Here is a 23,222-nt window from a genome sequence, read left to right on the forward strand (position 1 = left end):
TGTTTCCTTTTACAGTTCCAGTTCATGTTGCAGCAGGCTGGCGATAGCGTCGGCAGAGGCGGCGTTAACCAGCGCGTTACGGAATTCTTCGTGCATGATGCGGCGAGCGAGGCGCGAGAAAATACGCATATGTTGATCGCCTGCGGCGTGTTTGTTCAGCGTTAACATGATGATGAATTGCGCTTCATCATCGCCCCAGCGTACCGGCGTTTGCAGACGCGCTACGCTGATGGTGGACTGCTCAATGTGTTCCGATTTGCTGTGGGGAATAGCGAAACTAAAGCCCAGACCGGTAGAGAAAACGGCCTCGCGCGCCCACAAGTCGGCTTCCAGTTTACGCGGATAGCGACAGCGACCTGCCAGCAGTAGGTTATCGGTCATGCCTTTGAGCACTTCTTCTTTGCTGCGCCAGTCGCTTTCCAGCGTGATGCACTCGGCGGTGACCAACGGTGCGTCCTGTTGTGTCATGCGGAATTGTGCCAGCAGATGTTCCACTTCCAGCGAAGTACGGCAGCCCATCGCCTGGTTGAGCAACTGGCGGCATTCGCGGCTATCAAGTTGCGCCATCCGCGCTTTCGCCGCCGGAATTGACGGTGCGCTCATGCTCAGTTCATCCAGCCCTAAACCGACCAGCAACGGCAGCACGGAACCTTTCGCCCCCAGTTCACCGCATAGACCAATCCACTTACCCTGGCGATGCACCGCCTGCACGGCGTAATCGAGCGCCCGCAAGAATGCCGGATTCAGGCTGTTGTAGTGACGAGTAACCTTAGCGTTATCGCGATCCACAGCCAGCAGATATTGCGTCAGGTCATTACTACCAATACTAAAGAAATCAATCTCTTCGCAGCATTGATCGATGATGAACATCACCGACGGCACTTCCAGCATAATGCCGAGCTGGATCTTCTCATCAAACGGAATATGTTCGTTACGCAGTTGCTGTTTGGCTTCCGCCAGTTTTTCTTTCACCCATAAGATCTCTTCCATTGAAGAGATCATCGGGATCATTATTTTCAGGCTGCCGTGAGCAGAGGCGCGCAGGATTGACCGTAGCTGCGTGGTAAACAGCGAGGAATATTCTTCATAAATACGCACCGCGCGATAACCGAGGAACGGGTTAGCTTCTGCGGGAATATTCAGATAATCAACGGGTTTATCGCCGCCAATGTCCATAGTGCGCACAATGATGCTGCGCCCGTTGGCGGATTCCAGCGCCTGACAAAAGATGTTGTACAGCTCGCTTTCGCCCGGTGCGCTGGTGCGGTCCATATAGAGCATTTCAGTGCGGAACAAACCAACGCCTTCCGCGCCATTGCCGAATGCGGCCTGCGCTTCCACGGAGTGGGCGATGTTAGCGGCAATTTCAATGCGGATGCCGTCAGCGGTGCGGGCTTGCTGGGTCAGCCAGACTCGTTGCTGCTCACGCAGGGCGTCCTGTACGCGGGCTTCTTGCTGATAATAACGGGCTACGGCTTCCCCTGGCTCAACCACAATCGCCCCGGCGTTGCCGTCGATATAAATCGTTTGTTGCTGCCACGGGGTAAGGGCATCGATATCCACACCAACCAGCGTCGGAATGTTGAACGAGCGGGCGAGGATCACCGTATGTGAGGTAGTACCGCCGCTTTTGAGCAACAAACCTTTTAGGTGATTTTTATCCAGTTCGAGGAACTGGCTGGGGGTCAGTTCATCCGCCATACAAATGGCGGGCTGCGTCAGTTTGCCTGGTGCCGGGAAGCGTTGTTCACCGTAGATTTGCTGGAGTAACTGGAAGCAGACGTCGCGTACGTCCAGGGCACGTTCTTGCAGGTAACTGCTGCTGGAACGGGCGAACTCTTCGCAAAAGTGATTCGCACTGGCGACAATCGCTTCGGCGCAGCTTAATCCCTCGCTGACGCCTGCCAGTAGGTGTTGGCGCAGCGAAGTGTCACCTGCCAGTGAGCGGTGTGCCTCCAGAATTGCGCTGGTGGCGCCGTCGCTATCCAGCAGACGAAACTCAATGTTTTTCATCACCAGCGTCAGGCCGTTTTCCAGTGCGGATTGTTCGGCGTCAGCATTTTCAGCGGCAGGAAGATTACCCAGCGCATTGAGATCTAAAGAGGAAATCGGCGTGAGGATGCCGCCTGCGCTACCACTGCATACGGTGCGGGCGCGAATAATGCGCGGATTCAAATTAGTGAGTGAAACCGGCAGCGGCTCCAGCTCGTCAGATTTAACTTCTGCCAGCGGCGCGTCGCAGTGGGGGAATTCATCACGTAGCCACTGGCTTAAACGCTGGTGCGCTTCCTGTTCGTCTGCCCCGGAAATCAGTAACTGGCAGTTATCACCCACCAGTGTATCGGTGCCAATTAGCGCCAGCGCACTTTTGGCGTTGCCTTTGCGATCGGTGCGCAGATTATGCCACTCAATTTGTGATGAAAAAGTATTACACAGCGTTTCAACGTGGCTTGCCGGACGTGCATGTACGCCATTAGGTAGCTCACAAATAAATTCCACAATCAGGGCCATTGCCTCTCTCCCGGTAAGGTTTTCTGTTTACAGGATAAGAGCGCACGGCAACGGCCTGCCATGTGACAAATCTGCCAAAAGCTGGACAAATGTAATGTAACTGCCAATTTGCGACGCGTCTCACAAGATGTGCTACTTCGGCATGACTCCGAGTCACTGCAAGTTATGAGGCGGATCGCATTTTTGTACAGACATTACAAAAGTCCAGTAAATGGCCTTTTTATCCACTGTTTGACCTGCCTGTGATTGCCTATTGTTTCTCCCATCTAAAAATATGGACATGGGCTTTACTAAGCCTGGGAGCGACTTATGAATGAGTTGGTGCAGATCCTGAAAAACACCCGTCAGCACTTAATGACGGGTGTTTCACACATGATTCCCTTCGTAGTATCGGGCGGTATTTTGCTGGCGGTTTCCGTCATGTTGTATGGAAAAGGCGCAGTGCCGGATGCCGTAGCCGATCCGAATCTGAAAAAACTGTTTGATATCGGCGTCGCGGGTTTGACGCTGATGGTGCCTTTCCTCGCGGCGTACATCGGTTATTCCATTGCAGAACGCTCTGCGCTGGCTCCGTGTGCTATCGGTGCCTGGGTCGGTAACAGTTTTGGCGCGGGCTTCTTTGGTGCGCTGATCGCCGGGATTATCGGCGGTATCGTGGTGCATTACCTGAAGAAAATTCCGGTGCATAAAGTTCTGCGTTCTGTCATGCCCATCTTCATCATCCCGATCGTCGGCACACTGATTACCGCTGGCGTCATGATGTGGGGGCTGGGCGAGCCGGTGGGTGCGTTGACTAACAGCCTGACCCAGTGGCTTCAGGGGATGCAGCAAGGCAGCATCATCATGCTGGCGGTGATCATGGGACTGATGCTGGCGTTCGATATGGGCGGTCCGGTTAACAAAGTGGCCTACGCCTTTATGCTGATTTGCGTTGCTCAGGGTGTTTATACCGTGGTGGCGATTGCGGCAGTAGGGATCTGTGTCCCGCCGCTGGGTATGGGGCTGGCGACGTTGATTGGTCGTAAAAATTTCTCCGCTGAAGAGCGCGAAACGGGTAAAGCGGCGCTGGTGATGGGGTGTGTTGGCGTCACCGAAGGGGCGATTCCTTTCGCCGCCGCCGATCCGTTACGTGTGATCCCTTCCATCATGGTGGGTACCGTCTGTGGCACGGTCACTGCGGCAATGGTTGGTGCGCAGTGCTATGCAGGCTGGGGTGGTCTGATTGTGCTGCCTGTGGTTGAAGGTAAGTTGGGTTATATCGCGGCAGTAGCTGTTGGGGCTGTAGCGACGGCTGTTTGTGTGAACGTGCTGAAAAGTCTGGCGCGTAAAAATGGGTCTTCGACTGATGAGAAGGAAGACGACCTGGATCTGGATTTTGAAATTAATTAATTGAGGAACGAGCCATGACGAAAATTATTGCAGTAACCGCATGTCCTTCTGGCGTTGCACATACCTATATGGCGGCAGAGGCGCTGGAAAGTGCCGCAAAAGCGAAAGGCTGGGAAGTGAAAGTGGAAACCCAGGGCTCGATCGGTCTGGAAAATGAACTGACCGCTGAAGACGTGGAAAGCGCCGATATGGTGATTCTGACCAAAGATATCGGCATCAAGTTTGAAGAGCGTTTTGCCGGAAAAACCATCGTACGTGTCAACATCAGCGACGCGGTAAAACGCGCTGAAGCCATCATGAACAAAATTGAAGCCCATCTGGTACAGACCGCTTAAGCCCTTAGCCCGCCTGCAAAGGCGGGTTTGTTTTCCCACAGGAGTTCCTCATGACGAATCGTATCTCACACCTTAAAACTGCTCTGTTTGCCAAAAATCGCGAAATCTCGCTGGAACGGGCACTACTTTACACTGCCAGTCATCGGCAAACCGAAGGTGAACCGGTGATTATGCGTCGGGCGAAAGCCACTGCGTATATCCTTGAACACGTTGAAATATCGATTCGTGATGAAGAACTGATTGCCGGTAATCGCACTGTAAAACCGCGTGCCGGGATTATGTCACCGGAAATGGACCCTTACTGGCTGCTTAAAGAGCTGGATCAGTTCCCGACGCGCCCGCAAGACCGCTTCGCCATTAGCGAAGAAGATAAACGTATCTACCGCGAAGAGTTATTCCCGTACTGGGAAAAACGCTCGATGAAAGATTTCATTAACGGGCAGATGACGGATGAAGTTAAAGCGGCGACCAGCACGCAAATTTTCAGCATCAACCAGACGGATAAAGGCCAGGGTCACATCATTATTGATTACCCGCGCCTGCTGAATCACGGGCTGGGTGAACTGGTGGCGCAGATGCAGCAACATTGCCAGCAACAGCCGGATAATCACTTTTATCAGGCCGCGCTGTTACTGCTGGAGGCTTCACAAAAACACATTCTGCGTTATGCAGAACTGGCAGAATTGATGGCGGCAAACTGCACCGATGCTCAGCGTCGCGAAGAGTTACTGACCATTGCGGAAATTTCCCGCCATAACGCCGAACATAAGCCGCAGACGTTCTGGCAGGCGTGCCAGTTGTTCTGGTACATGAACATCATTCTGCAATACGAATCCAACGCCAGTTCTCTGTCGCTGGGACGCTTCGACCAGTATATGTTGCCGTTTTATCAGGCATCATTAACCCAGGGCGAAGATCCGGCGTTCCTGAAAGAACTGCTCGAATCTTTATGGGTGAAGTGCAACGACATCGTGCTGTTACGCTCCACCAGCAGCGCGCGCTATTTTGCGGGGTTCCCGACCGGCTATACCGCGCTGCTCGGCGGTTTAACGGAAAACGGACGTAGTGCGGTGAACGTGCTTTCGTTCCTCTGCCTCGACGCCTATCAAAGTGTACAGTTGCCGCAGCCGAACCTGGGCGTGCGCACTAACGCCTTGATCGACACGCCGTTCCTGATGAAAACCGCAGAAACTATTCGTCTTGGCACCGGTATTCCGCAAATTTTCAACGATGAAGTGGTGGTGCCAGCGTTCCTCAACCGTGGCGTTTCGCTGGAAGATGCGCGTGACTATTCCGTGGTCGGTTGCGTGGAATTATCTATTCCGGGTAGAACCTATGGTCTGCACGACATCGCGATGTTTAACCTGCTGAAAGTGATGGAAATCTGCCTGCATGAGAATGAAGGTAATGCCGCGTTGAGTTATGACGGTTTGCTGGAGCAAATTCGCGCGAAGATCAGCCACTACATCACTCTGATGGTTGAAGGCAGCAATATTTGCGATATCGGTCACCGTGACTGGGCACCTGTACCGCTGCTCTCTTCGTTTATTAGCGATTGTCTGGAAAAAGGCAGCGATATTACTGACGGTGGTGCACGTTATAACTTCTCTGGCGTCCAGGGGATTGGTATCGCTAACCTGAGCGATTCTCTTCATGCGCTGAAAAGGATGGTTTTTGATCAACAACGTTTAAGTTTTGATGAGTTGTTGTCGGTATTAAAAGCAAACTTCGAAACGCCAGAAGGCGAAAAAATTCGTGCTCGCTTAATTAACCGCTTCGAGAAGTACGGTAACGACATCGACGAAGTAGATAACATCAGCGCCGAACTACTGCGTCATTTCTGCAAAGAAGTGGAAAAATACGAGAATCCGCGCGGCGGCTACTTTACGCCGGGATCGTATACCGTTTCGGCTCACGTCCCGTTGGGATCGGTGGTTGGCGCGACGCCTGATGGCCGTTTTGCCGGAGAGCAACTGGCAGACGGTGGATTGTCACCGATGCTGGGTCAGGACGGACAGGGACCGACAGCAGTACTGAAGTCAGTGAGTAAACTGGATAACATGCTGCTTTCTAACGGCACATTACTGAACGTGAAATTCACGCCAGCGACGCTGGAAGGTGAAGCCGGGTTACGCAAATTGGCCGACTTCCTGCGGGCATTTACTGAGCTTAAATTACAGCATGTTCAGTTTAACGTGGTGAATGCTGATACGTTGCGGGAAGCTCAGTTGCGCCCGCAGGATTACGCCGGGCTGGTAGTACGAGTTGCCGGATACAGCGCCTTCTTTGTCGAACTGTCGAAGGAAATTCAGGATGACATTATCCGCCGTACAGCGCATCAGTTGTAACGTTGTGGAAACGCGCCGCGATGACGTGGCGCGCATTTTCAACATTCAGCGTTATTCGCTGAATGACGGTGAGGGTATTCGCACGGTGGTCTTTTTTAAAGGCTGCCCGCATCTGTGCCCGTGGTGTGCCAATCCGGAGTCGATTTCCGGCAAAATCCAGACGGTACGCAGAGAGGCGAAATGCCTGCGCTGCTCGAAATGCTTACGTGATGCGGATGAATGTCCTTCTGGCGCATTTGAGCGGATTGGTCGTGACATCAGCCTGGATGCGCTGGAGCAGGAAGTGATGAAAGATGACGTCTTCTTTCGCAATTCTGGTGGCGGCGTCACGCTTTCTGGCGGGGAAGTGTTGATGCAGGCCGAGTTTGCTACCCGGTTTTTACAACGTTTGCGGCTGTGGGGCGTGTCATGCGCCATCGAAACTGCCGGAGATGCACCAGCAAACCGACTGCTACCGCTGGCAAAATTGTGTGATGAAGTGTTGTTTGATTTAAAAATTATGGACCCGACAAGAGCACGGGACGTAGTGAAAATGAATCTGCCGCGCGTGCTGGAGAATCTGCGTTTGCTGGTAAGTGAGGGGGTCAACGTCATCCCGCGTTTACCGCTGATCCCCGGCTATACGCTCAGCAGAGAGAATATGCAGCAGGCGCTGGATGTGCTGATTCCGTTGAATATCAGACAGATCCACCTGCTGCCGTTTCATCAGTACGGTGAACCGAAATACCGTCTGTTGGGGTACGAATGGTCGATGAAAGATGTACCGGCACCGTCGTCAGCCGATGTGGCATTAATGCGTGAAATGGCTGAGCAGGCTGGGTTTCAGGTTACGGTTGGGGGGTAGGATGGCATACCTGGTTGCAGTTACCGCCTGTGTTAGCGGTGTGGCACATACCTATATGGCGGCAGAACGGCTGGAAAAGTTGTGTCAGCAGGAAAAGTGGAGCGTCAGCATTGAAACTCAGGGGGCGCTGGGAACGGAGAATCGCTTATCGGACGAGAATATCCGCCGTGCGGATGTTGTGTTGCTGATTACAGATATCGAGCTTTCCGGTGCCGAGCGTTTTGAGCATTGTCGCTATGTACAATGCGGTATCTACGCTTTTCTGCGCGAACCACAGCGGGTGATGAGCGCCGTGCGTAAGGTGCTTTCTGCGCCGCAGCAAACGCACCTTATTCTGGAGTAGTTGGTTTTTCCGCCAGTTGGCTGTGGTACTGCCGACGATACTCCGACGGCGAGCGTTCGGTATTTTTACGAAACAAACGGCAAAAGTAGTTGCTGTCGACAAAGCCACAGGCGTGTGCCACTTCTTTGACCTTCAGGTCATACCCTTTCAATAACGTTCTGGCATGTTCCAGCCGTGTATGATTCAGGTATTCGTTAAAGCCAATCGCGCCCGTTTTTTGAAACAGGTGCGAGAGGTAGTTTGGTGAAATGTAGAACGCCTGCGCTACGGATTCGCGAGTCAGCGCGGTGGCATAACGTTCGTCGATATAATCGCGAATGGCTTCGAATAGAGCCTGGCTGCGTGAGGCGGTCTGTATTTGGCTACCGAGCAAATCGCGGCAGTGGCTAAGCAGGCTGGTGACGATAAGCCTTGCCGTTTGCTGCTCCTGCGGCTGCATTTGCATTTCATTGAGCGTTTGTAGCAGAAAAGAACCAATGCGCGGGCCGCGTCGGGCGACGTGCTGTTTCGCCAGATTTTGATACTGTTTGCCATCCCATTGCACGACGCTGAAGCCGAGTTGCTGTTTGCCAAACAGCACGCTAAAGGTGGTCGCGGGTGTTTTCCATTGTGGGAAATTCCAGCCGCCAGCGGGAACGTACAGCACATCGCCGGGAACTAACGTTGCTCCAGCGCCGGTATCAACAAACTCACCTTCCAGCACTATTTCCAGCCGTGGAAAATCGACCTGATATGCGAGATCGGGCGCCGGACCGTTGCTGCTGGCAAAGTAAATCTGGCGCAGCGACAGCGGGCCGTTTATCAGGCGGGAGAGCAGATAGCTGACGTCGTGATACATGTTATTCCCTTAGGTATGTAGACGGGAAAACAGTAACTGGCATTATGAAAAAAGGCCACCTGAAAAGTGTGGCCTGATGGGAGTTCGATGTAAACATTGCGGCAGTTTCAGTCGCCTTGTATTGCTGGATGCGGCGTAAACGCCTTATCTGATCTGTAGGCCGGATAAGACGCGTCAAGCGTCGCATCTGGCAAATAGCACCTGGCTGATAATTACTGATTACCCACCTGATCGCCATACGGCAGAGTGTCGTAATCGATCAGCGCATTTTTCTTATACGGGTTACCAATCCAGCGGGTAGTTTCTTTGAACTGCGGGTTCACCACCGAACGGGTTGGATCGTAACCGTCGTAAGATAAGCCAGCCAAATCTGACCAGGTGTGGATCAGTTCCGCAAGGCTGTATTTACGATCAACATCCTGCGAGAAATCACGCGGATGAGTCGCCTGCCATTTGTCTGACGTCCACAGCAGGAACGGAATGGTGTACATGTGGCGCGTCGGATTGTCTTCGTTACGCCCCTGAGTTTTGTGCGGCGGCGTGTCGTAAACCTCTTCACCATGATCAGAGAAGTAAACCAGGAATCCGTTCGGGTCTGCCGCTTTAAAGTCTTTAATCAGGCTGGCTACCACGTGGTCGTTGTACAGGTTAGCGTTGTCGTAATCGTTATACGACTCCAGCTCTTCCGCGCTTAATCCTGGTGGAACATGATCGGTATTGCCATCAAACTTGCCCTGATCTTCCGGGTAACGGTACTTGTACTTGATATGTGTACCCAGCAGATGAACGATGATCAGTTTCTTCGGCGCAGGGTCCTTCAGAACTTCCTGGAACGGCTTCAGCACGTTGGTGTCGTATTCACGCGCACTCTGCGTACGTTGCTGGTTCATGTAGTACTGCTTGTCGGTCTGGCGCGAAAATACCGTCAGCATGGTGTTGCGGGCAGTCATCGTCTGCTGGTTGGTTATCCAGAAGGTTTTATAACCTGCCTGTTTCATCATGTTCATCAGCGACGGCTGTGTCAGATACAGGTCCGGGTTCTTTTCGTTGGCAAAGGTCAGCGCCTGTTGCAGGATTTCAATGGTGTACGGACGCGATGTGACCACGTTATTAAACACGGTCAGATTCGGATCGGTTTTATGCAGCGCATCCAGTTCTGGCGTAGTCTCACGCGGATAGCCGTACAGGCTCATGCGTCCACGCTGGGTCGATTCGCCAATCACCAGCACTAAGGTGCGCGGTTCGTTACCCGATTCGTCTTTGAAATTAGCCAGTGGCGGTAATGCGTTATTTTCATTCAGCAGCTTCGTCAGTGAGTTCAGTTGTTGACGATACTGATAATAACCGGTCAGAAATTGCCACGGTGCGGCAGGTTCCATGCGAGATGCCAGATTATCCAACGTTTTCTCAAACGGCTTGTTTTTGATAAACGTATTCATGGCGATCGGGTGCAGAATCAAACCATAAAGCAGGGCAAAAGAGACAACATAACGCCACGGTTTTGGAATATAGACCGGGCGCAGGCGCGTCCACAGCAAAACTGCCACCGCCGTATAGGCCAGCGCGATAAGCACAATCTTCAGGCTGAAATACTGGCTTAAATACTCGCTGGCTTCGTTGGTGTTGGTTTCAAACATCACAAACAGAACGCTCTGCGAGAACTCCTGACCGTAGATGACGTAGTAGCACAATGCTGCCAGAGAAGCCGCCCACAGCATTACGCCGATTACCGCTGCGATAATCTTAATCCGCTTCGGAAAGAGGAATACCGGGATCAACCACAGCGAACTGAACAGCAGCGAGTCGCGAATGCCGTTGGTGCCGCTGTAGCCGCTGATGTAAATAATGGCCTGTAACAGGGTAGAGAAAAACCAAAAGTAGAGCAGTGCCCAACCCAGGGCTTTCCAGCTAAAAATGGGTTTAGTCTGGACTTCAGTGGAATGCATAGTAAGAACCCGTTTTGGATAATAGCGCCGAATGTAAGGACAAAACCTTAAGGATATCTGAAGGGATATCCAGAATCTGGGTGAAATGCAGACAGAAATATATTGAAAACGAAGGTGTTAGAACAGAAGTATTTCAGAAAACCCTCGCGCTATTGCACGAGGGTTGATAGAGGAAGTGGTGTTAGCCAGTATTACGCATACCAGCCGCAATTCCGGCAATAGTGACCATCAACGCTTGTTCGACGCGGGGATCTGGCTCCTGGCCTTCTTTTTCAGCCTGGCGCGAACGATGCAGCAACTCTGCCTGCAGTACGTTCAGCGGGTCAGTGTATATATTTCGTAGCTGAATAGACTCGGCAATCCACGGCAGATCCGCCATCAGATGGGAATCGTTGGCAATCGCCAGCACCACTTTGATGTCTTCTTCTTGCAGATTGCGTAGCTCTTTACCTAACGGCCACAGTGCTTTGTCGACCAGGCGTTGGTCATAGTATTCCGCCAGCCACAGATCTGCTTTGGCGAATACCATTTCCAGCATACCCAGACGCGTCGAGAAGAACGGCCAGTCGCGGCACATGGCTTCCAGTTCGCTCTGTTTGCCATCTTCCACCACTTTTTGCAGCGCCGTACCCGCGCCCAGCCAGGCGGGGAGCATCAGGCGGTTTTGTGTCCAGGCAAAAATCCACGGAATGGCGCGCAGAGACTCGACGCCGCCAGTTGGGCGACGTTTCGCCGGGCGTGAACCTAACGGCAGTTTACCCAGTTCCTGTTCCGGCGTGGCGGAGCGGAAGTATGGAACAAAGTCTTTGTTTTCACGAACGTAGCCACGGTAGAGATCGCAAGAGATGACCGACAGTTCATCCATAATGTGACGCCAGCTCTCTTTCGGCTCCGGCGGTGGCAGCAGGTTAGCTTCCAGAATCGCCCCGGTGTACAGCGACAGGCTGCTGACGGTGATTTCAGGCAGACCATACTTAAAGCGGATCATCTCGCCCTGTTCGGTCACGCGCAGGCCACCTTTCAGGCTTCCTGGTGGCTGCGAAAGTAGTGCCGCATGAGCAGGCGCACCGCCGCGACCAATGGAACCGCCACGACCGTGGAACAGCGTCAGTTCAATACCCGCTTTTTCGCAGGTTTTGATTAACGCATCCTGTGCCTGATATTGCGCCCAGGAAGCCGCCATCACGCCCGCATCTTTTGCCGAGTCGGAATAGCCAATCATCACCATCTGTTTGCCCTGAATCAGACCGCGATACCAGTCGATATTCAGCAGTTGAGTCATGACGTCATTGGCGTTGTTCAGGTCATCGAGAGTTTCAAACAGCGGTGCTACCGGCATCGCAAATCCAATACCTGCTTCTTTCAGCAGCAGGTGCACGGCCAGTACGTCGGACGGCGTTTTCGCCATCGAGATCACGTAGGCGGCAATTGAACCTTGCGGCGCTTCGGCAATCACCTGACAGGTATCAAGCACTTCGCGCGTTTCGGCGCTTGGTTGCCAGTTGCGCGGCAGAAGCGGGCGTTTGGAGTTCAGTTCGCGGATCAGGAACGCCTGTTTGTCGGCCTCTGACCAGCTTTCATAATCGCCGATGCCGAGGTAGCGGGTCAGTTCACCCAGCGCTTCGGTATGGCGGGTGCTCTCCTGACGGATATCAATACGCACCAGCGGTACGCCGAAACATTTCACGCGGCGCAGGGTGTCGAGCAGATCGCCGTTGGCAATAATGCCCATGCCACACGCCTGAAGGGACTGGTAGCAAGCGTAGAGCGGCTCCCACAGTTCTTCGTTCTGCGTCAGCAGACCTTCCGGCTTCGGCTGTTCTTCGCCTTTCAGACGCGCCTCCAGCCAGGCCTGTGTCGCCATCAGGCGAGAACGCAGGTTTTTCATCAGATAGCGATACGGTTCTGCGGCACCTTCTTCGCCGACCAGCGCCAGCAGTTCTGGGGTGGCCTCAACCATCGACAGTTCAGAAACCAGAACCTGAATATCTTTCAGGAACAGGTCGGTGGCTTTCCAGCGGCTGAGCAGCAGGACGTGGCGGGTGATATCGGCAGTGACGTTCGGGTTGCCGTCGCGATCACCGCCCATCCACGAAGTAAAACGGACTGGAACAAATTCGACGGGCAGTTTGTAGCCGAGGTTCTCTTCCAGTTGTTCGTTTAGTTCGCGCAGGTAATTCGGTACGCCTTGCCACAGGCTGTTTTCCACTACGGCAAAGCCCCATTTCGCTTCATCAACCGGAGTTGGGCGCAGCTTACGGATTTCATCAGTATGCCAGGACTGAGCGATCAACTGGCGCAGGCGGCGCATCAGCTGGTGGTGTTCGTAGTCGGCGATATCTTTGTTATCGAGCTGTTTTAAGCAGGCGTTCACTTCCACCATTTTGTGGATCAGTGTCCGACGGGTAATTTCGGTAGGGTGAGCCGTGAGGACCAGTTCCAGCGACAGCGATTCCACTGCTTTTTTGATGGTGTCTTCGCTCAGTTCCGGCTGGTTTTTCAGTTTACGCAGGGTGCGGGCGATCACTTCCGGATTGCTGGCAGCCTCGCCTTTCGGCGAAATGCTGTGGTATTGCTCGGCGGTGTTGGCCAGGTTCAGGAACTGACTAAACGCACGCGCAACGGGCAGCAGCTCGTCGTTCGACAAATTTTGTAAGGTGGTGAGCAACTCCTGGCGGTTAGCATCATTGCCAGCGCGTGAAGATTTGGACAACTTACGGATAGTTTCTACGCGTTCAAGAATGTGTTCTCCTAACGCATCCTTGATGGTTTCTCCCAGCACTTTGCCGAGCATGCTGACATTACTACGCAATGCGGAATATTGTTCGTTCATATTACCCCAGACACCCCATCTTATTGTTTGAAGCCCGGTATCCTTCACGTCGCATTGGCGCGAATATGCTCGGGCTTTGCTTTTCGTCGTCTTTTATAAAGCCACGTAAAAGCGGTGACGTCAAATGCTGCGAAATCGCTTCAGCAAACGAATAAATAGCAGGAATTTACGCCATTAAATTCACGACGTTTTAAATAAGCGTAACTTATGGGAATGTTAAAAAATCGCCATACATAACACCAAAGGTGTAGGTCGGATAAGATGCGCAAGCATCGCATCCGACATTATTTGTGGCACCGGAGTTTGGCAACAGTGCCGGATGCGGCGTACGTTTTAATGCCAGCAAAAATGGTGAATTACCTGGGTAATCAACTCACGGGTGGGTTTAATAAACCGCGTCTCCAGATATTCATCAGGCTGATGAGCTTGATTGATGGAGCCCGGACCGAGCACCAGCGTCGGGCATAACGTTTGTATAAACGGCGCTTCGGTACAGTAGTTAACCACTTCGGTCTTTGCTCCGAGCAACTTCTCAACCACTTCAACCAGTTGATGATTTGGCGGGCATTCATAGCCTGGGATCGGTGGGTGTAACTCTTCGACCGTCAGACGACCCGGCCAGCGTTCGCTCACCGGAGCCAGCGCGTCGTTGAGCAAACCATTAAGTTCGTTGAGCGTCATGCCCGGCAGCGGGCGAATATCCATATGCAACTCACAGCAGGCGCAAATTCGGTTAGAGGCGTCGCCACCGTGAATATGCCCGAGGTTGAGCGTGGGGTATGGCACGGTAAACGCTTCGTAGTGATAACGTTCTTTCAGGTTATCGCGTAATTGCAAAATATGGCCGATGGCGTCGTGCATCAGTTCGATAGCGTTAACCCCGCGCGACGGATCGCTGGAGTGGCCCGACTGACCCATAATTCGAATGGCATTTGAGATGTGGCCTTTATGCGCGCGTACTGGTTGCAGCGACGTCGGTTCGCCAATGATGGCGCAATCCGGTCGCAGGGAGGTGGTTTCGGCAAAATAACGCGCTCCCGCCATGCTGGTTTCTTCATCGGCAGTCGCCAGAATGTAGAGCGGTTTTTTCAGTTTAGTGACGTCGACATCGCGTAGCGCATCGAGGATAAACGCAAAGAAGCCTTTCATGTCGGCAGTGCCTAAGCCGTAAAGCTTGCCGTCATGCTCCGTCAGCGTAAACGGATCACGCGTCCAACGACCATCATCAAACGGCACCGTATCGGTATGACCCGCCAGCAGCAAGCCGCCAGCACCCTGTCCGGTACTTGCCAGCATATTAAATTTGTTGCGGGTTCCTGGTACGGGCTGCACTTCCACATTGAAGCCCAAATCTTTAAACCAGTCCGCCAACAGAGTGATTAAATCTGCATTGCTTTGATCGAGTGCCTCTTCCGTGGCGCTTATTGAAGGTGTGGCAATCAGAGCACGGTAAATCTCGATAAATGGCGGTAATTTGTTTTTCATAGAGCCTCCGCAAGGAAATCCTCGACTTGAGTCGAGGGAGGGATTGCGCGAAGCGCAACATGTAATGCATATCCAAATGCATAGTTAATATTTTTAAGAAAAGAAATTGCGTCTATCAAACGGCATATCATGTGATGTAGTGCCCCAAATATCGACATGATATTCTTGTGGGAGCTATAGCTAGTGCCGAGTCCAAAAAACGCTGAACAAACTTTGCGCAGAGTGGGACTGTGCGGTTATATCCAAAGCGTTCCGGCCAGACCATTACCATCTGTTTGTCAGCTTTCCGCATGTAATAGTAATAGCCAATGCCGTTAAGGTTTTGAAATGGGGAACAGCACGTTGGCTGTTTCAGCTTTTTCGACCAATAAAAAAACGGTTTTGGGGTGGGTATTTGGGGGCCGCTTCGTATTATGTGGGTACAGCAGTCAATGTTAGCCCCAGGACAATATAGCGTTATATTGAGCGTTCCGGACATGTAAACAAAAGGCGGTAAACGATGCTGCGGACAGCGTGCATACGACTGGATGTGAAGGCAGAACAAAGTAAACAACTCTCCGTCCTGCGAGAAGTGTATGCTGATGCCTGTAACCGTCTTGTGTCTGTTGTATGTGAACATCGAATCTGGAACCGGGTTGGGCTGCACAATATGGTTTACCGTGATTTGCGTGAACATACCCCTCTTGGAAGCCAGATGTGCTGCAACGTTATTTTTTCTGTTTGTAAAGCCTATAAATCTCAGAAAGAACGGGGGCACATACATAAAGCGAAAGCTGTGCCGACGATTCGCTTCAACGGTACCAGTGTTCACTTCGATAAAAAGACGTACAGTCTGCGCGATAATAGCCTGTCTCTTTACACGCTCAATGGGCGGATACGTGTTCCAATGATCATCGGCGAACATCAGCAACGAATGTTGTCGTCCGGTCACCCCAAAGAGGCAGAGCTTGTCTTCCGTAAAGGTCTCTGGTTCTTCAATCTTGTTGTTGAAATAATAGATACAACAATGGTTGTTTCTGAGAAAACGATGGGCGTTGATATGGGAGAAAACAACCTTGCCGCCCACAGTCTGGGTAAGCTGTTTGGTGGTGAACAACTTCGTGACGAAAGAGATCGTCACCTTGCCCTCCGTCGTCGTCTCCAATCCAATGGCAGCCAAAGTGCAAAACAGAAGCTGAGGCAGGTCTCCGGTAAAGAGATGAGACGGGTAAAACAAACCAACCACGAAACGAGTAAAGTTATCGTTGCTGCTGCCGCTGAAGCGGGTATTGGCACAATTATACTGGAAGATTTGACTCATATTCGTGACCGGATAAAAGCTGGTAAACGGGTCCGTTCCCGCCTGCGCCGCTGGGCATGGCGTCAGCTTCAGACGTTTATCGAATATAAAGCCCGTGCGGTCGGAATAATGGTTAAATATGTTAACCCTGCTTACAGCAGTCAGAGTTGCTCGTGCTGCGGCTGTCTGGGTAAACGACATAAGCATCGTTTCGAATGTCCTCACTGTGGTTTCCGTGCGCACAGCGACTTGAATGCAAGTCGAAATCTGGCATGGATTGGTGAAACAGCCGTTTTGCCAAGGGCGTCTGTAAATACGCCTGATGTTGGGAGCCCATCACTGGCTCCACAATAAGCCTCGTCGGTGTCGTCGCAGTTTAAAGTCTGCGACTTCAGTTGCGGATTATTTACTGTTGACACACCTCTGGTCATGATAGTATCAATATTCATGCAGTATTTGTGAATAAAAATACACTAACGTTGAGCGTAATAAAACCCACCAGCCGTAAGGTGAATGTTTTACGTTTAACCTGGCAACCAGACATAAGAAGGTGAATAGCCCCGATGTTGAATACGCTGATTGTGGGTGCCAGCGGCTACGCTGGCGCAGAGCTAGTGACCTATGTAAATCGCCATCCGCATATGAACATAACCGCTTTGACTGTTTCAGCGCAAAGCAATGATGCGGGAAAGTTAATCTCCGATTTGCATCCGCAGCTAAAAGGCATCGTTGATCTGCCGTTGCAGCCGATGTCGGATATCAGCGAGTTTAGCCCAGGGGTGGACGTGGTGTTTCTTGCCACTGCCCATGAAGTTAGCCACGATTTAGCGCCGCAATTTCTTGAAGCGGGCTGTGTGGTGTTCGACCTTTCCGGCGCGTTTCGCGTTAATGACGCCGCCTTCTATGAAAAATATTACGGCTTTACCCATCAATATCCGGAATTGCTGGAACAAGCCGCTTATGGCCTGGCGGAGTGGTGCGGCAATAAATTAAAAGAAGCGAACTTGATTGCGGTGCCGGGCTGTTATCCGACGGCGGCACAGCTGGCGCTGAAACCGTTGATTGATGCCGATCTTCTCGACCTCAGTCAGTGGCCTGTGATTAACGCCACCAGCGGCGTGAGCGGAGCAGGGCGTAAAGCGGCAATTTCAAATAGCTTTTGTGAAGTGAGCCTGCAACCGTATGGCGTCTTTACCCATCGCCACCAGCCGGAGATCGCTACGCATCTCGGTGCTGACGTCATCTTCATCCCGCATCTGGGCAATTTCCCGCGTGGCATTCTCGAAACCATTACTTGCCGCCTGAAGCCTGGCGTGAACCAGGCACAAGTCGCGCAAGCGTTACAGCAGGCGTATGCGCATAAACCGTTGGTGCGGTTATATGACAAAGGCGTTCCGGCGCTGAAAAATGTCGTCGGGCTGCCGTTTTGCGATATCGGATTTGCCGTTCAGGGCGAGCATCTGATTATTGTGGCGACCGAAGATAACTTACTGAAAGGCGCGGCGGCACAGGCAATCCAGTGTGCCAATATTCGTTTCGGCTATGCGGAAACGCAGTCTCTTATTTAAGGGTGCAATGATGAATCCATTAATTATCAAGCTGGGCGGCGTACTGCTGGATAGCGAAGAGGCGCTGGAACGGCTGTTCAGCGCACTGGTGAAATATCGTGAGTCACATCAGCGTCCGCTGGTGATTGTCCACGGCGGCGGCTGCGTGGTGGATGAGCTGATGAAAGGGCTGAATCTGCCGGTGAAAAAGAAAAACGGCCTGCGGGTGACGCCTGCGGATCAGATAGACATTATCACCGGAGCGCTGGCGGGAACGGCAAATAAAACTCTGCTGGCATGGGCGAAGAAACATCAGATTGCGGCCGTAGGTTTGTTTCTCGGTGACGGCGACAGCGTCAAAGTGACCCAGCTTGATGAAGAGTTAGGCCATGTTGGACTGGCGCAGCCAGGTTCGCCTAAGCTTATCAATACGTTGCTGGAAAACGGTTATCTGCCGGTGGTCAGTTCCATTGGTGTTACGGACGAAGGGCAACTGATGAACGTCAATGCTGACCAGGCGGCGACGGCGCTGGCGGCAACGCTGGGTGCGGATCTGATTTTGCTCTCCGACGTCAGCGGCATTCTCGACGGTAAAGGGCAACGTATTGCCGAAATGACCGCCGCGAAAGCGGAACAACTGATTGAGCAGGGCATTATTACCGACGGCATGATTGTAAAAGTGAACGCGGCGCTGGATGCTGCGCGCACGTTGGGCCGTCCGGTAGATATCGCCTCCTGGCGTCATGCGGAACAGCTTCCGGCACTGTTTAACGGTATGCCGATGGGTACGCGGATTTTAGCTTAAGTTTTGTTGGCCGGAGGCGCAGCTTTCCGGCATTGAATTTCAAAATAAGGAAACAGAGTTATGGCACTTTGGGGCGGGCGTTTTACCCAGGCAGCAGATCAACGGTTCAAACAATTCAACGACTCACTGCGCTTTGATTACCGTCTGGCGGAGCAGGATATTGTTGGCTCTGTGGCTTGGTCTAAAGCCCTGGTAACGGTCGGCGTGTTAACCGCAGAAGAGCAGGCGCAACTGGAAGAGGCGCTGAACGTGCTGCTGGAAGATGTTCGCGCCAGGCCACAACAAATCCTTGAAAGCGACGCTGAAGATATCCATAGCTGGGTGGAAGGTAAACTGATCGACAAAGTGGGTCAGTTAGGCAAAAAACTGCATACCGGGCGTAGCCGTAATGATCAGGTAGCGACTGACCTGAAACTGTGGTGCAAAGATACCGTTAGCGAGTTACTGACGGCTAACCGGCAGCTGCAATCGGCGCTGGTGGAAACCGCACAAAACAATCAGGACGCGGTAATGCCAGGTTACACTCACCTGCAACGCGCCCAGCCGGTGACGTTCGCTCACTGGTGCCTGGCGTATGTTGAGATGCTGGCGCGTGATGAAAGCCGTTTGCAGGATGCGCTTAAGCGTCTGGATGTCAGCCCGTTAGGCTGTGGCGCGCTGGCGGGAACGGCCTATGAAATTGACCGTGAACAGTTAGCAGGCTGGCTGGGCTTTGCCTCGGCGACCCGTAACAGTCTGGACAGCGTTTCTGACCGTGATCATGTGCTGGAACTGCTTTCTGCTGCCGCTATTGGCATGGTGCATCTGTCACGTTTTGCTGAAGATCTGATTTTCTTTAACACCGGCGAAGCAGGTTTTGTGGAGCTTTCTGACCGCGTGACTTCTGGTTCATCATTAATGCCGCAGAAGAAAAACCCGGATGCGCTGGAGCTGATTCGCGGTAAATGCGGGCGGGTGCAGGGCGCGTTAACTGGCATGATGATGACGCTGAAAGGTTTGCCGCTGGCTTACAACAAAGATATGCAGGAAGACAAAGAAGGTCTGTTCGACGCGCTCGATACCTGGCTGGACTGCCTGCATATGGCGGCGCTGGTGCTGGACGGCATTCAGGTGAAACGCCCGCGTTGCCAGGAAGCGGCGCAGCAAGGTTACGCGAACGCCACTGAACTGGCGGATTACCTGGTGGCGAAAGGCGTACCGTTCCGCGAGGCGCACCATATTGTTGGTGAAGCGGTGGTGGAAGCCATTCGTCAGGGCAAACCGCTGGAAGAGCTGCCGCTCAGTGAGTTGCGGAAATTCAGCCAGGTGATTGGCGAAGATGTCTATCCGATTCTGTCGCTGCAATCGTGCCTCGACAAGCGTGCGGCAAAAGGCGGCGTCTCACCGCAGCAGGTGGCGCAGGCGATTGCTTTTGCAAGGGCGCGTTTGGGGTAACCTTGTTATTTTGCTCCCCTGAGAATGGGGAGTTTGCCTGATGCGCTTCGCTTATCATGCCTACGTAGTGTCGCACTTTGTAGGCGGATAGGTGTTTACGCCGCATCAGGCAGAAATTTGCCAGCATTCTGATGACCTTAAATTTAACGCCCAACCAGAACCATTATTTGTCACATTCCTTTTTATTCCAGTGCCTTCTTTTACGTTCGTTCCTCGCATTAAAATATTTTTAAATACATCAAACAATACACATTTTAATTAATTGAATATAATTAAATTCTACAGTTGTGTTCATTTTTAAGATTAATGGGTCTTGTTATGTGATTATTTAACGCGTTGTTTTAACAATGGTGATTAATAGTGTGGATGAGATTTGAGGATATTCTTGTTCCTCGGCGGAAATTTTTGTTTTTAATGTGATCACGGTTGAATAATCGCCCTTTCTCTCTTGTATGGTAGTAGGCGTAAATTTAAGTTTGAAACGTCTATTTACAACACAGGAGATTGCAATAATGAAAATTATTGCTGCAGATGTTTTTGTTACTTGCCCCGGGCGTAATTTCGTTACGCTTAAAATAACCACGGAAAGCGGACTTTGCGGACTGGGAGATGCTACGTTAAATGGTCGCGAATTGTCGGTCGCTTCTTATCTGAAAGATCATCTTTGCCCACAATTAATTGGTCGTGATGCCAGTCGAATCGAAGATATCTGGCAATTCTTTTATAAAGGCGCTTACTGGCGGCGTGGCCCCGTCACGATGTCTGCCATTTCTGCTATCGATATGGCGTTGTGGGATATCAAAGCCAAAGCAGCCAATATGCCTCTGTATCAACTACTTGGTGGTGCTTCTCGTGAGGGTGTGATGGTTTATTGCCATACCACCGGGCGCACGATTGATGAAGTCCTTGAGGACTATGCAAAGCACCAGCAGATGGGCTTTAAGGCGATTCGTGTGCAGTGCGGTGTGCCAGGGATGCAAACCACCTATGGCCTGGCGAAGGGCAAAGGGCTAGCGTACGAACCGGCAACTAAGGGTCAGTGGCCGGAAGAGCAGTTGTGGTCGACGGAGAAGTATCTCGATTTCACGCCGAAGTTATTTGAGGCAGTGCGCAATAAGTTCGGTTTTAACGAACATCTGTTGCATGACATGCACCATCGCCTGACCCCTATCGAAGCGGCGCGCTTTGGGAAGAGTATTGAGGATTACCGCCTGTTCTGGATGGAAGATCCGACACCTGCCGAGAATCAGGAATGTTTCCGTTTGATTCGCCAGCATACCGTGACGCCGATTGCGGTCGGTGAAGTGTTTAACAGTATCTGGGACTGCAAGCAGTTAATCGAAGAGCAGCTGATTGACTATATTCGCACGACGATTACCCATGCCGGCGGCATTACCGGGATGCGGCGGATTGCTGATTTTGCATCGCTTTATCAGGTACGCACCGGTTCGCACGGTCCTTCTGATTTATCGCCCATTTGCCATGCGGCGGCGCTGCATTTTGACCTCTGGGTACCAAACTTTGGCGTTCAGGAGTACATGGGCTATTCCGAACAAATGCTTGAAGTCTTCCCGCACAGCTGGCGCTTCGATGAGGGTTATATGCACCCGGGCGATGAGCCGGGGCTGGGTATTTCTTTCGATGAGAAACTGGCGGCGAAATATCCGTATGACCCGGCATATCTTCCTGTCGCACGACTGGAAGACGGTACATTGTGGAACTGGTAATAACGGTTCGCTTAATTATTTTCTGAATAGTCATCAAATCGATTAATTCCGCTCAAGGGGCTAAAAATGGACGTTGATGTGTCAGGTAGTGTTGCGGGTAATAAGCCGCAACGGATTCGTCGTATTCAGACAGTGACGTTGGTTTTATTATTTATGGCGGGGATCGTTAATTTCCTCGACCGTTCGTCATTGAGTGTGGCAGGCGAAGCAATTCGTGGCGAGTTAGGATTATCGGCAACAGAATTTGGCGTTTTGCTTTCTGCATTTTCTCTGTCTTATGGTTTTTCACAACTTCCTTCCGGTATTTTGCTAGACCGCTTTGGTCCACGAATAGTCTTAGGCGCAGGTTTAATATTCTGGTCATTAATGCAGGCATTAACAGGAATGGTTAATTCCTTTAGCCATTTTATTATTATGCGTATTGGGCTGGGTATTGGTGAAGCGCCGTTTATGCCAGCAGGGGTGAAATCTATTACCGACTGGTATGCACAAAAAGAACGCGGCACGGCGTTGGGGATTTTTAACTCATCTACCGTTATCGGTCAGGCCATCGCGCCTCCTGCTCTTGTATTGATGCAACTGGCATGGGGATGGCGGACAATGTTCGTCATCATCGGCGTGGCGGGGATTCTGGTTGGGGTCTGCTGGTACGCGTGGTATCGCAACCGGGCGCAGTTTGTCCTGACCGAGGAAGAACGGACATATCTCTCCGCGCCGGTTAAACCGCGTCCACAGTTACAATTTAGCGAGTGGCTGGCGCTGTTTAAGCATCGGACAACGTGGGGGATGATTTTAGGTTTCTCTGGCGTCAACTATACAGGCTGGCTCTACATCGCGTGGTTACCCGGTTATTTGCAAGCCGAGCAAGGTTTCAGTCTGGCGAAAACGGGTTGGGTGGCGGCGATTCCTTTCCTCGCGGCGGCAGTCGGAATGTGGGTTAACGGTATTGTTGTTGATCGGCTGGCGAAAAAAGGCTACGACCTGGCGAAGACGCGTAAAACGGCTATTGTCTGCGGTTTGATGATGTCGGCATTAGGCACGTTGCTGGTCGTGCAATCTTCCTCGCCTGCGCAAGCGGTGGCATTTATCTCAATGGCGCTGTTCTGTGTGCATTTCGCGGGAACATCTGCATGGGGACTGGTGCAGGTGATGGTGTCTGAAACCAAAGTGGCTTCCATCGCCGGGATTCAAAACTTTGGCAGTTTTGTCTTTGCTTCCTTTGCTCCGATCGTAACCGGTTGGGTAGTGGATACTACGCACTCGTTTAATCTTGCGTTGGTTATCGCTGCCTGTGTGACCTTCACTGGTGCGCTGTGTTACTTCTTTATCGTCAAAGATCGCATTGAGTAACCGTTACTTTCAGGCTCTCTTGCTGTGGGCCTGTAGAATAAAAAAAAGCGGATCCTGGAGATCCGCAAAAGTTCACGTTGGCTTTAGTTATTCGAGTTGAGAAACTCTCGAAACGGGCAGTGACTTCAAGGGTTAAAAGAGGTGCCGCTCCGTTTCTGTGAGCAATTATCAGTCACAATGCTTGATAGGGATAATCGTTCGTTGCTAT

At 52.0% G+C, this 23,222-nt stretch carries 16 protein-coding genes and 1 pseudogene; 12 read left to right on the forward strand and 5 right to left on the reverse strand.

Annotation, left to right across the window (positions count from 1 at the left end; translation table 11 throughout):
* Positions 1 to 9: 9 nt before the first annotated feature.
* On the reverse strand, positions 10 to 2,511 hold the full coding sequence (gene ptsP / locus FEM44_RS11445) for a phosphoenolpyruvate--protein phosphotransferase (RefSeq protein WP_135523457.1): 2,502 nt from the start codon (positions 2,509 to 2,511) through the stop codon (positions 10 to 12).
* A 309-nt stretch (positions 2,512 to 2,820) separates the two neighbouring features.
* Here ptsP and FEM44_RS11450 point away from each other — a divergent pair, with 309 nt between their 5' ends.
* From FEM44_RS11450 to FEM44_RS11470, 5 genes are read left to right on the forward strand one after another with little or no spacing between them, the layout of a single operon-like run.
* The gene (locus tag FEM44_RS11450) at positions 2,821 to 3,900 is read left to right on the forward strand and encodes a PTS fructose transporter subunit EIIC (RefSeq protein ID WP_135523458.1); all 1,080 of its coding nucleotides are present in this window, start codon (positions 2,821 to 2,823) and stop codon (positions 3,898 to 3,900) included.
* Between the two features lie 14 nt (positions 3,901 to 3,914).
* On the forward strand, positions 3,915 to 4,235 hold the full coding sequence (locus tag FEM44_RS11455) for a PTS fructose-like transporter subunit IIB (RefSeq protein ID WP_135523459.1): 321 nt from the start codon (positions 3,915 to 3,917) through the stop codon (positions 4,233 to 4,235).
* Positions 4,236 to 4,285: 50 nt separating this feature from the next.
* Positions 4,286 to 6,583, forward strand: coding sequence for a formate C-acetyltransferase (locus tag FEM44_RS11460; RefSeq protein ID WP_135523460.1), 2,298 nt, complete (start codon positions 4,286 to 4,288; stop codon positions 6,581 to 6,583).
* Positions 6,549 to 7,427 (forward strand): [formate-C-acetyltransferase]-activating enzyme, encoded by an 879-nt coding sequence (locus tag FEM44_RS11465; RefSeq protein ID WP_135523461.1) that lies wholly within the window; start codon positions 6,549 to 6,551, stop codon positions 7,425 to 7,427. Before FEM44_RS11460 ends, FEM44_RS11465 begins: the two co-directional genes overlap by 35 nt.
* A gap of 1 nt (position 7,428) precedes the next feature.
* Positions 7,429 to 7,770, forward strand: coding sequence for a PTS fructose-like transporter subunit IIB (locus FEM44_RS11470; protein ID WP_135523462.1), 342 nt, complete (start codon positions 7,429 to 7,431; stop codon positions 7,768 to 7,770).
* Here the strand turns inward: FEM44_RS11470 and FEM44_RS11475 are convergent.
* The 4 genes from FEM44_RS11475 to argE all read right to left on the reverse strand — a co-directional run bounded on the left by FEM44_RS11475 (position 7,757) and on the right by argE (position 14,872).
* On the reverse strand, positions 7,757 to 8,608 hold the full coding sequence (locus FEM44_RS11475; protein ID WP_135523463.1) for an AraC family transcriptional regulator: 852 nt from the start codon (positions 8,606 to 8,608) through the stop codon (positions 7,757 to 7,759). The two genes, FEM44_RS11470 and FEM44_RS11475, sit on opposite strands and share 14 nt — an antisense overlap.
* Before the next feature lie 212 nt (positions 8,609 to 8,820).
* Positions 8,821 to 10,554, reverse strand: a complete 1,734-nt coding sequence (locus tag FEM44_RS11480) for a phosphoethanolamine transferase CptA (RefSeq protein WP_135523464.1) — start codon at positions 10,552 to 10,554, stop codon at positions 8,821 to 8,823.
* A 181-nt stretch (positions 10,555 to 10,735) separates the two neighbouring features.
* Positions 10,736 to 13,387: a phosphoenolpyruvate carboxylase gene (gene ppc, locus FEM44_RS11485; protein ID WP_138159000.1), complete on the reverse strand. Its 2,652-nt coding sequence runs from the start codon at positions 13,385 to 13,387 to the stop codon at positions 10,736 to 10,738.
* A 333-nt stretch (positions 13,388 to 13,720) separates the two neighbouring features.
* Positions 13,721 to 14,872: an acetylornithine deacetylase gene (gene argE / locus FEM44_RS11490; protein ID WP_130206552.1), complete on the reverse strand. Its 1,152-nt coding sequence runs from the start codon at positions 14,870 to 14,872 to the stop codon at positions 13,721 to 13,723.
* Positions 14,873 to 15,071: 199 nt separating this feature from the next.
* Here argE and FEM44_RS25845 point away from each other — a divergent pair.
* The 7 genes and pseudogenes from FEM44_RS25845 to FEM44_RS11525 form a co-directional block, all read left to right on the forward strand.
* Positions 15,072 to 15,326, forward strand: a pseudogene (locus FEM44_RS25845) (transposase); the annotation flags it as partial.
* 75 nt (positions 15,327 to 15,401) lie between these two features.
* On the forward strand, positions 15,402 to 16,505 hold the full coding sequence (locus tag FEM44_RS11500) for an RNA-guided endonuclease InsQ/TnpB family protein (RefSeq protein ID WP_240726894.1): 1,104 nt from the start codon (positions 15,402 to 15,404) through the stop codon (positions 16,503 to 16,505).
* A 209-nt stretch (positions 16,506 to 16,714) separates the two neighbouring features.
* The gene (argC, locus tag FEM44_RS11505; RefSeq protein ID WP_135523466.1) at positions 16,715 to 17,719 is read left to right on the forward strand and encodes an N-acetyl-gamma-glutamyl-phosphate reductase; all 1,005 of its coding nucleotides are present in this window, start codon (positions 16,715 to 16,717) and stop codon (positions 17,717 to 17,719) included.
* A 7-nt stretch (positions 17,720 to 17,726) separates the two neighbouring features.
* Entirely contained in the window at positions 17,727 to 18,503 is a 777-nt protein-coding gene (gene argB / locus FEM44_RS11510) for an acetylglutamate kinase (RefSeq protein ID WP_130206548.1), read from the forward strand.
* A 60-nt stretch (positions 18,504 to 18,563) separates the two neighbouring features.
* Positions 18,564 to 19,937 carry an argininosuccinate lyase gene (gene argH / locus FEM44_RS11515; RefSeq protein WP_135523467.1) on the forward strand — a complete coding sequence of 458 codons (1,374 nt, stop codon included), beginning with the start codon at positions 18,564 to 18,566 and terminating at the stop codon, positions 19,935 to 19,937.
* A 512-nt stretch (positions 19,938 to 20,449) separates the two neighbouring features.
* Positions 20,450 to 21,664 carry a D-mannonate dehydratase ManD gene (gene manD / locus FEM44_RS11520; protein ID WP_064530325.1) on the forward strand — a complete coding sequence of 405 codons (1,215 nt, stop codon included), beginning with the start codon at positions 20,450 to 20,452 and terminating at the stop codon, positions 21,662 to 21,664.
* Between the two features lie 66 nt (positions 21,665 to 21,730).
* Positions 21,731 to 23,014, forward strand: a complete 1,284-nt coding sequence (locus tag FEM44_RS11525) for an MFS transporter (RefSeq protein ID WP_135523468.1) — start codon at positions 21,731 to 21,733, stop codon at positions 23,012 to 23,014.
* The last annotated feature ends 208 nt before the right edge of the window (positions 23,015 to 23,222 follow it).

The organism is Escherichia sp. E4742 (assembly GCF_005843885.1).
Lineage (GTDB): Bacteria > Pseudomonadota > Gammaproteobacteria > Enterobacterales > Enterobacteriaceae > Escherichia.

Excerpts from the sequence above, each read along its gene's own strand:
- ptsP (WP_135523457.1), bottom strand. The coding sequence starts at position 2,511 with ATGGCCCTGATTGTGGAATTTATTTGTGAGCTACCTAATGGCGTACAT.
- FEM44_RS11450 (WP_135523458.1), top strand. The coding sequence starts at position 2,821 with ATGAATGAGTTGGTGCAGATCCTGAAAAACACCCGTCAGCACTTAATG.
- FEM44_RS11455 (WP_135523459.1), top strand. The coding sequence starts at position 3,915 with ATGACGAAAATTATTGCAGTAACCGCATGTCCTTCTGGCGTTGCACAT.
- FEM44_RS11460 (WP_135523460.1), top strand. The coding sequence starts at position 4,286 with ATGACGAATCGTATCTCACACCTTAAAACTGCTCTGTTTGCCAAAAAT.
- FEM44_RS11465 (WP_135523461.1), top strand. The coding sequence starts at position 6,549 with ATGACATTATCCGCCGTACAGCGCATCAGTTGTAACGTTGTGGAAACG.
- FEM44_RS11470 (WP_135523462.1), top strand. The coding sequence starts at position 7,429 with ATGGCATACCTGGTTGCAGTTACCGCCTGTGTTAGCGGTGTGGCACAT.
- FEM44_RS11475 (WP_135523463.1), bottom strand. The coding sequence starts at position 8,608 with ATGTATCACGACGTCAGCTATCTGCTCTCCCGCCTGATAAACGGCCCG.
- FEM44_RS11480 (WP_135523464.1), bottom strand. The coding sequence starts at position 10,554 with ATGCATTCCACTGAAGTCCAGACTAAACCCATTTTTAGCTGGAAAGCC.
- ppc (WP_138159000.1), bottom strand. The coding sequence starts at position 13,387 with ATGAACGAACAATATTCCGCATTGCGTAGTAATGTCAGCATGCTCGGC.
- argE (WP_130206552.1), bottom strand. The coding sequence starts at position 14,872 with ATGAAAAACAAATTACCGCCATTTATCGAGATTTACCGTGCTCTGATT.
- argC (WP_135523466.1), top strand. The coding sequence starts at position 16,715 with ATGTTGAATACGCTGATTGTGGGTGCCAGCGGCTACGCTGGCGCAGAG.
- argB (WP_130206548.1), top strand. The coding sequence starts at position 17,727 with ATGATGAATCCATTAATTATCAAGCTGGGCGGCGTACTGCTGGATAGC.
- argH (WP_135523467.1), top strand. The coding sequence starts at position 18,564 with ATGGCACTTTGGGGCGGGCGTTTTACCCAGGCAGCAGATCAACGGTTC.
- manD (WP_064530325.1), top strand. The coding sequence starts at position 20,450 with ATGAAAATTATTGCTGCAGATGTTTTTGTTACTTGCCCCGGGCGTAAT.
- FEM44_RS11525 (WP_135523468.1), top strand. The coding sequence starts at position 21,731 with ATGGACGTTGATGTGTCAGGTAGTGTTGCGGGTAATAAGCCGCAACGG.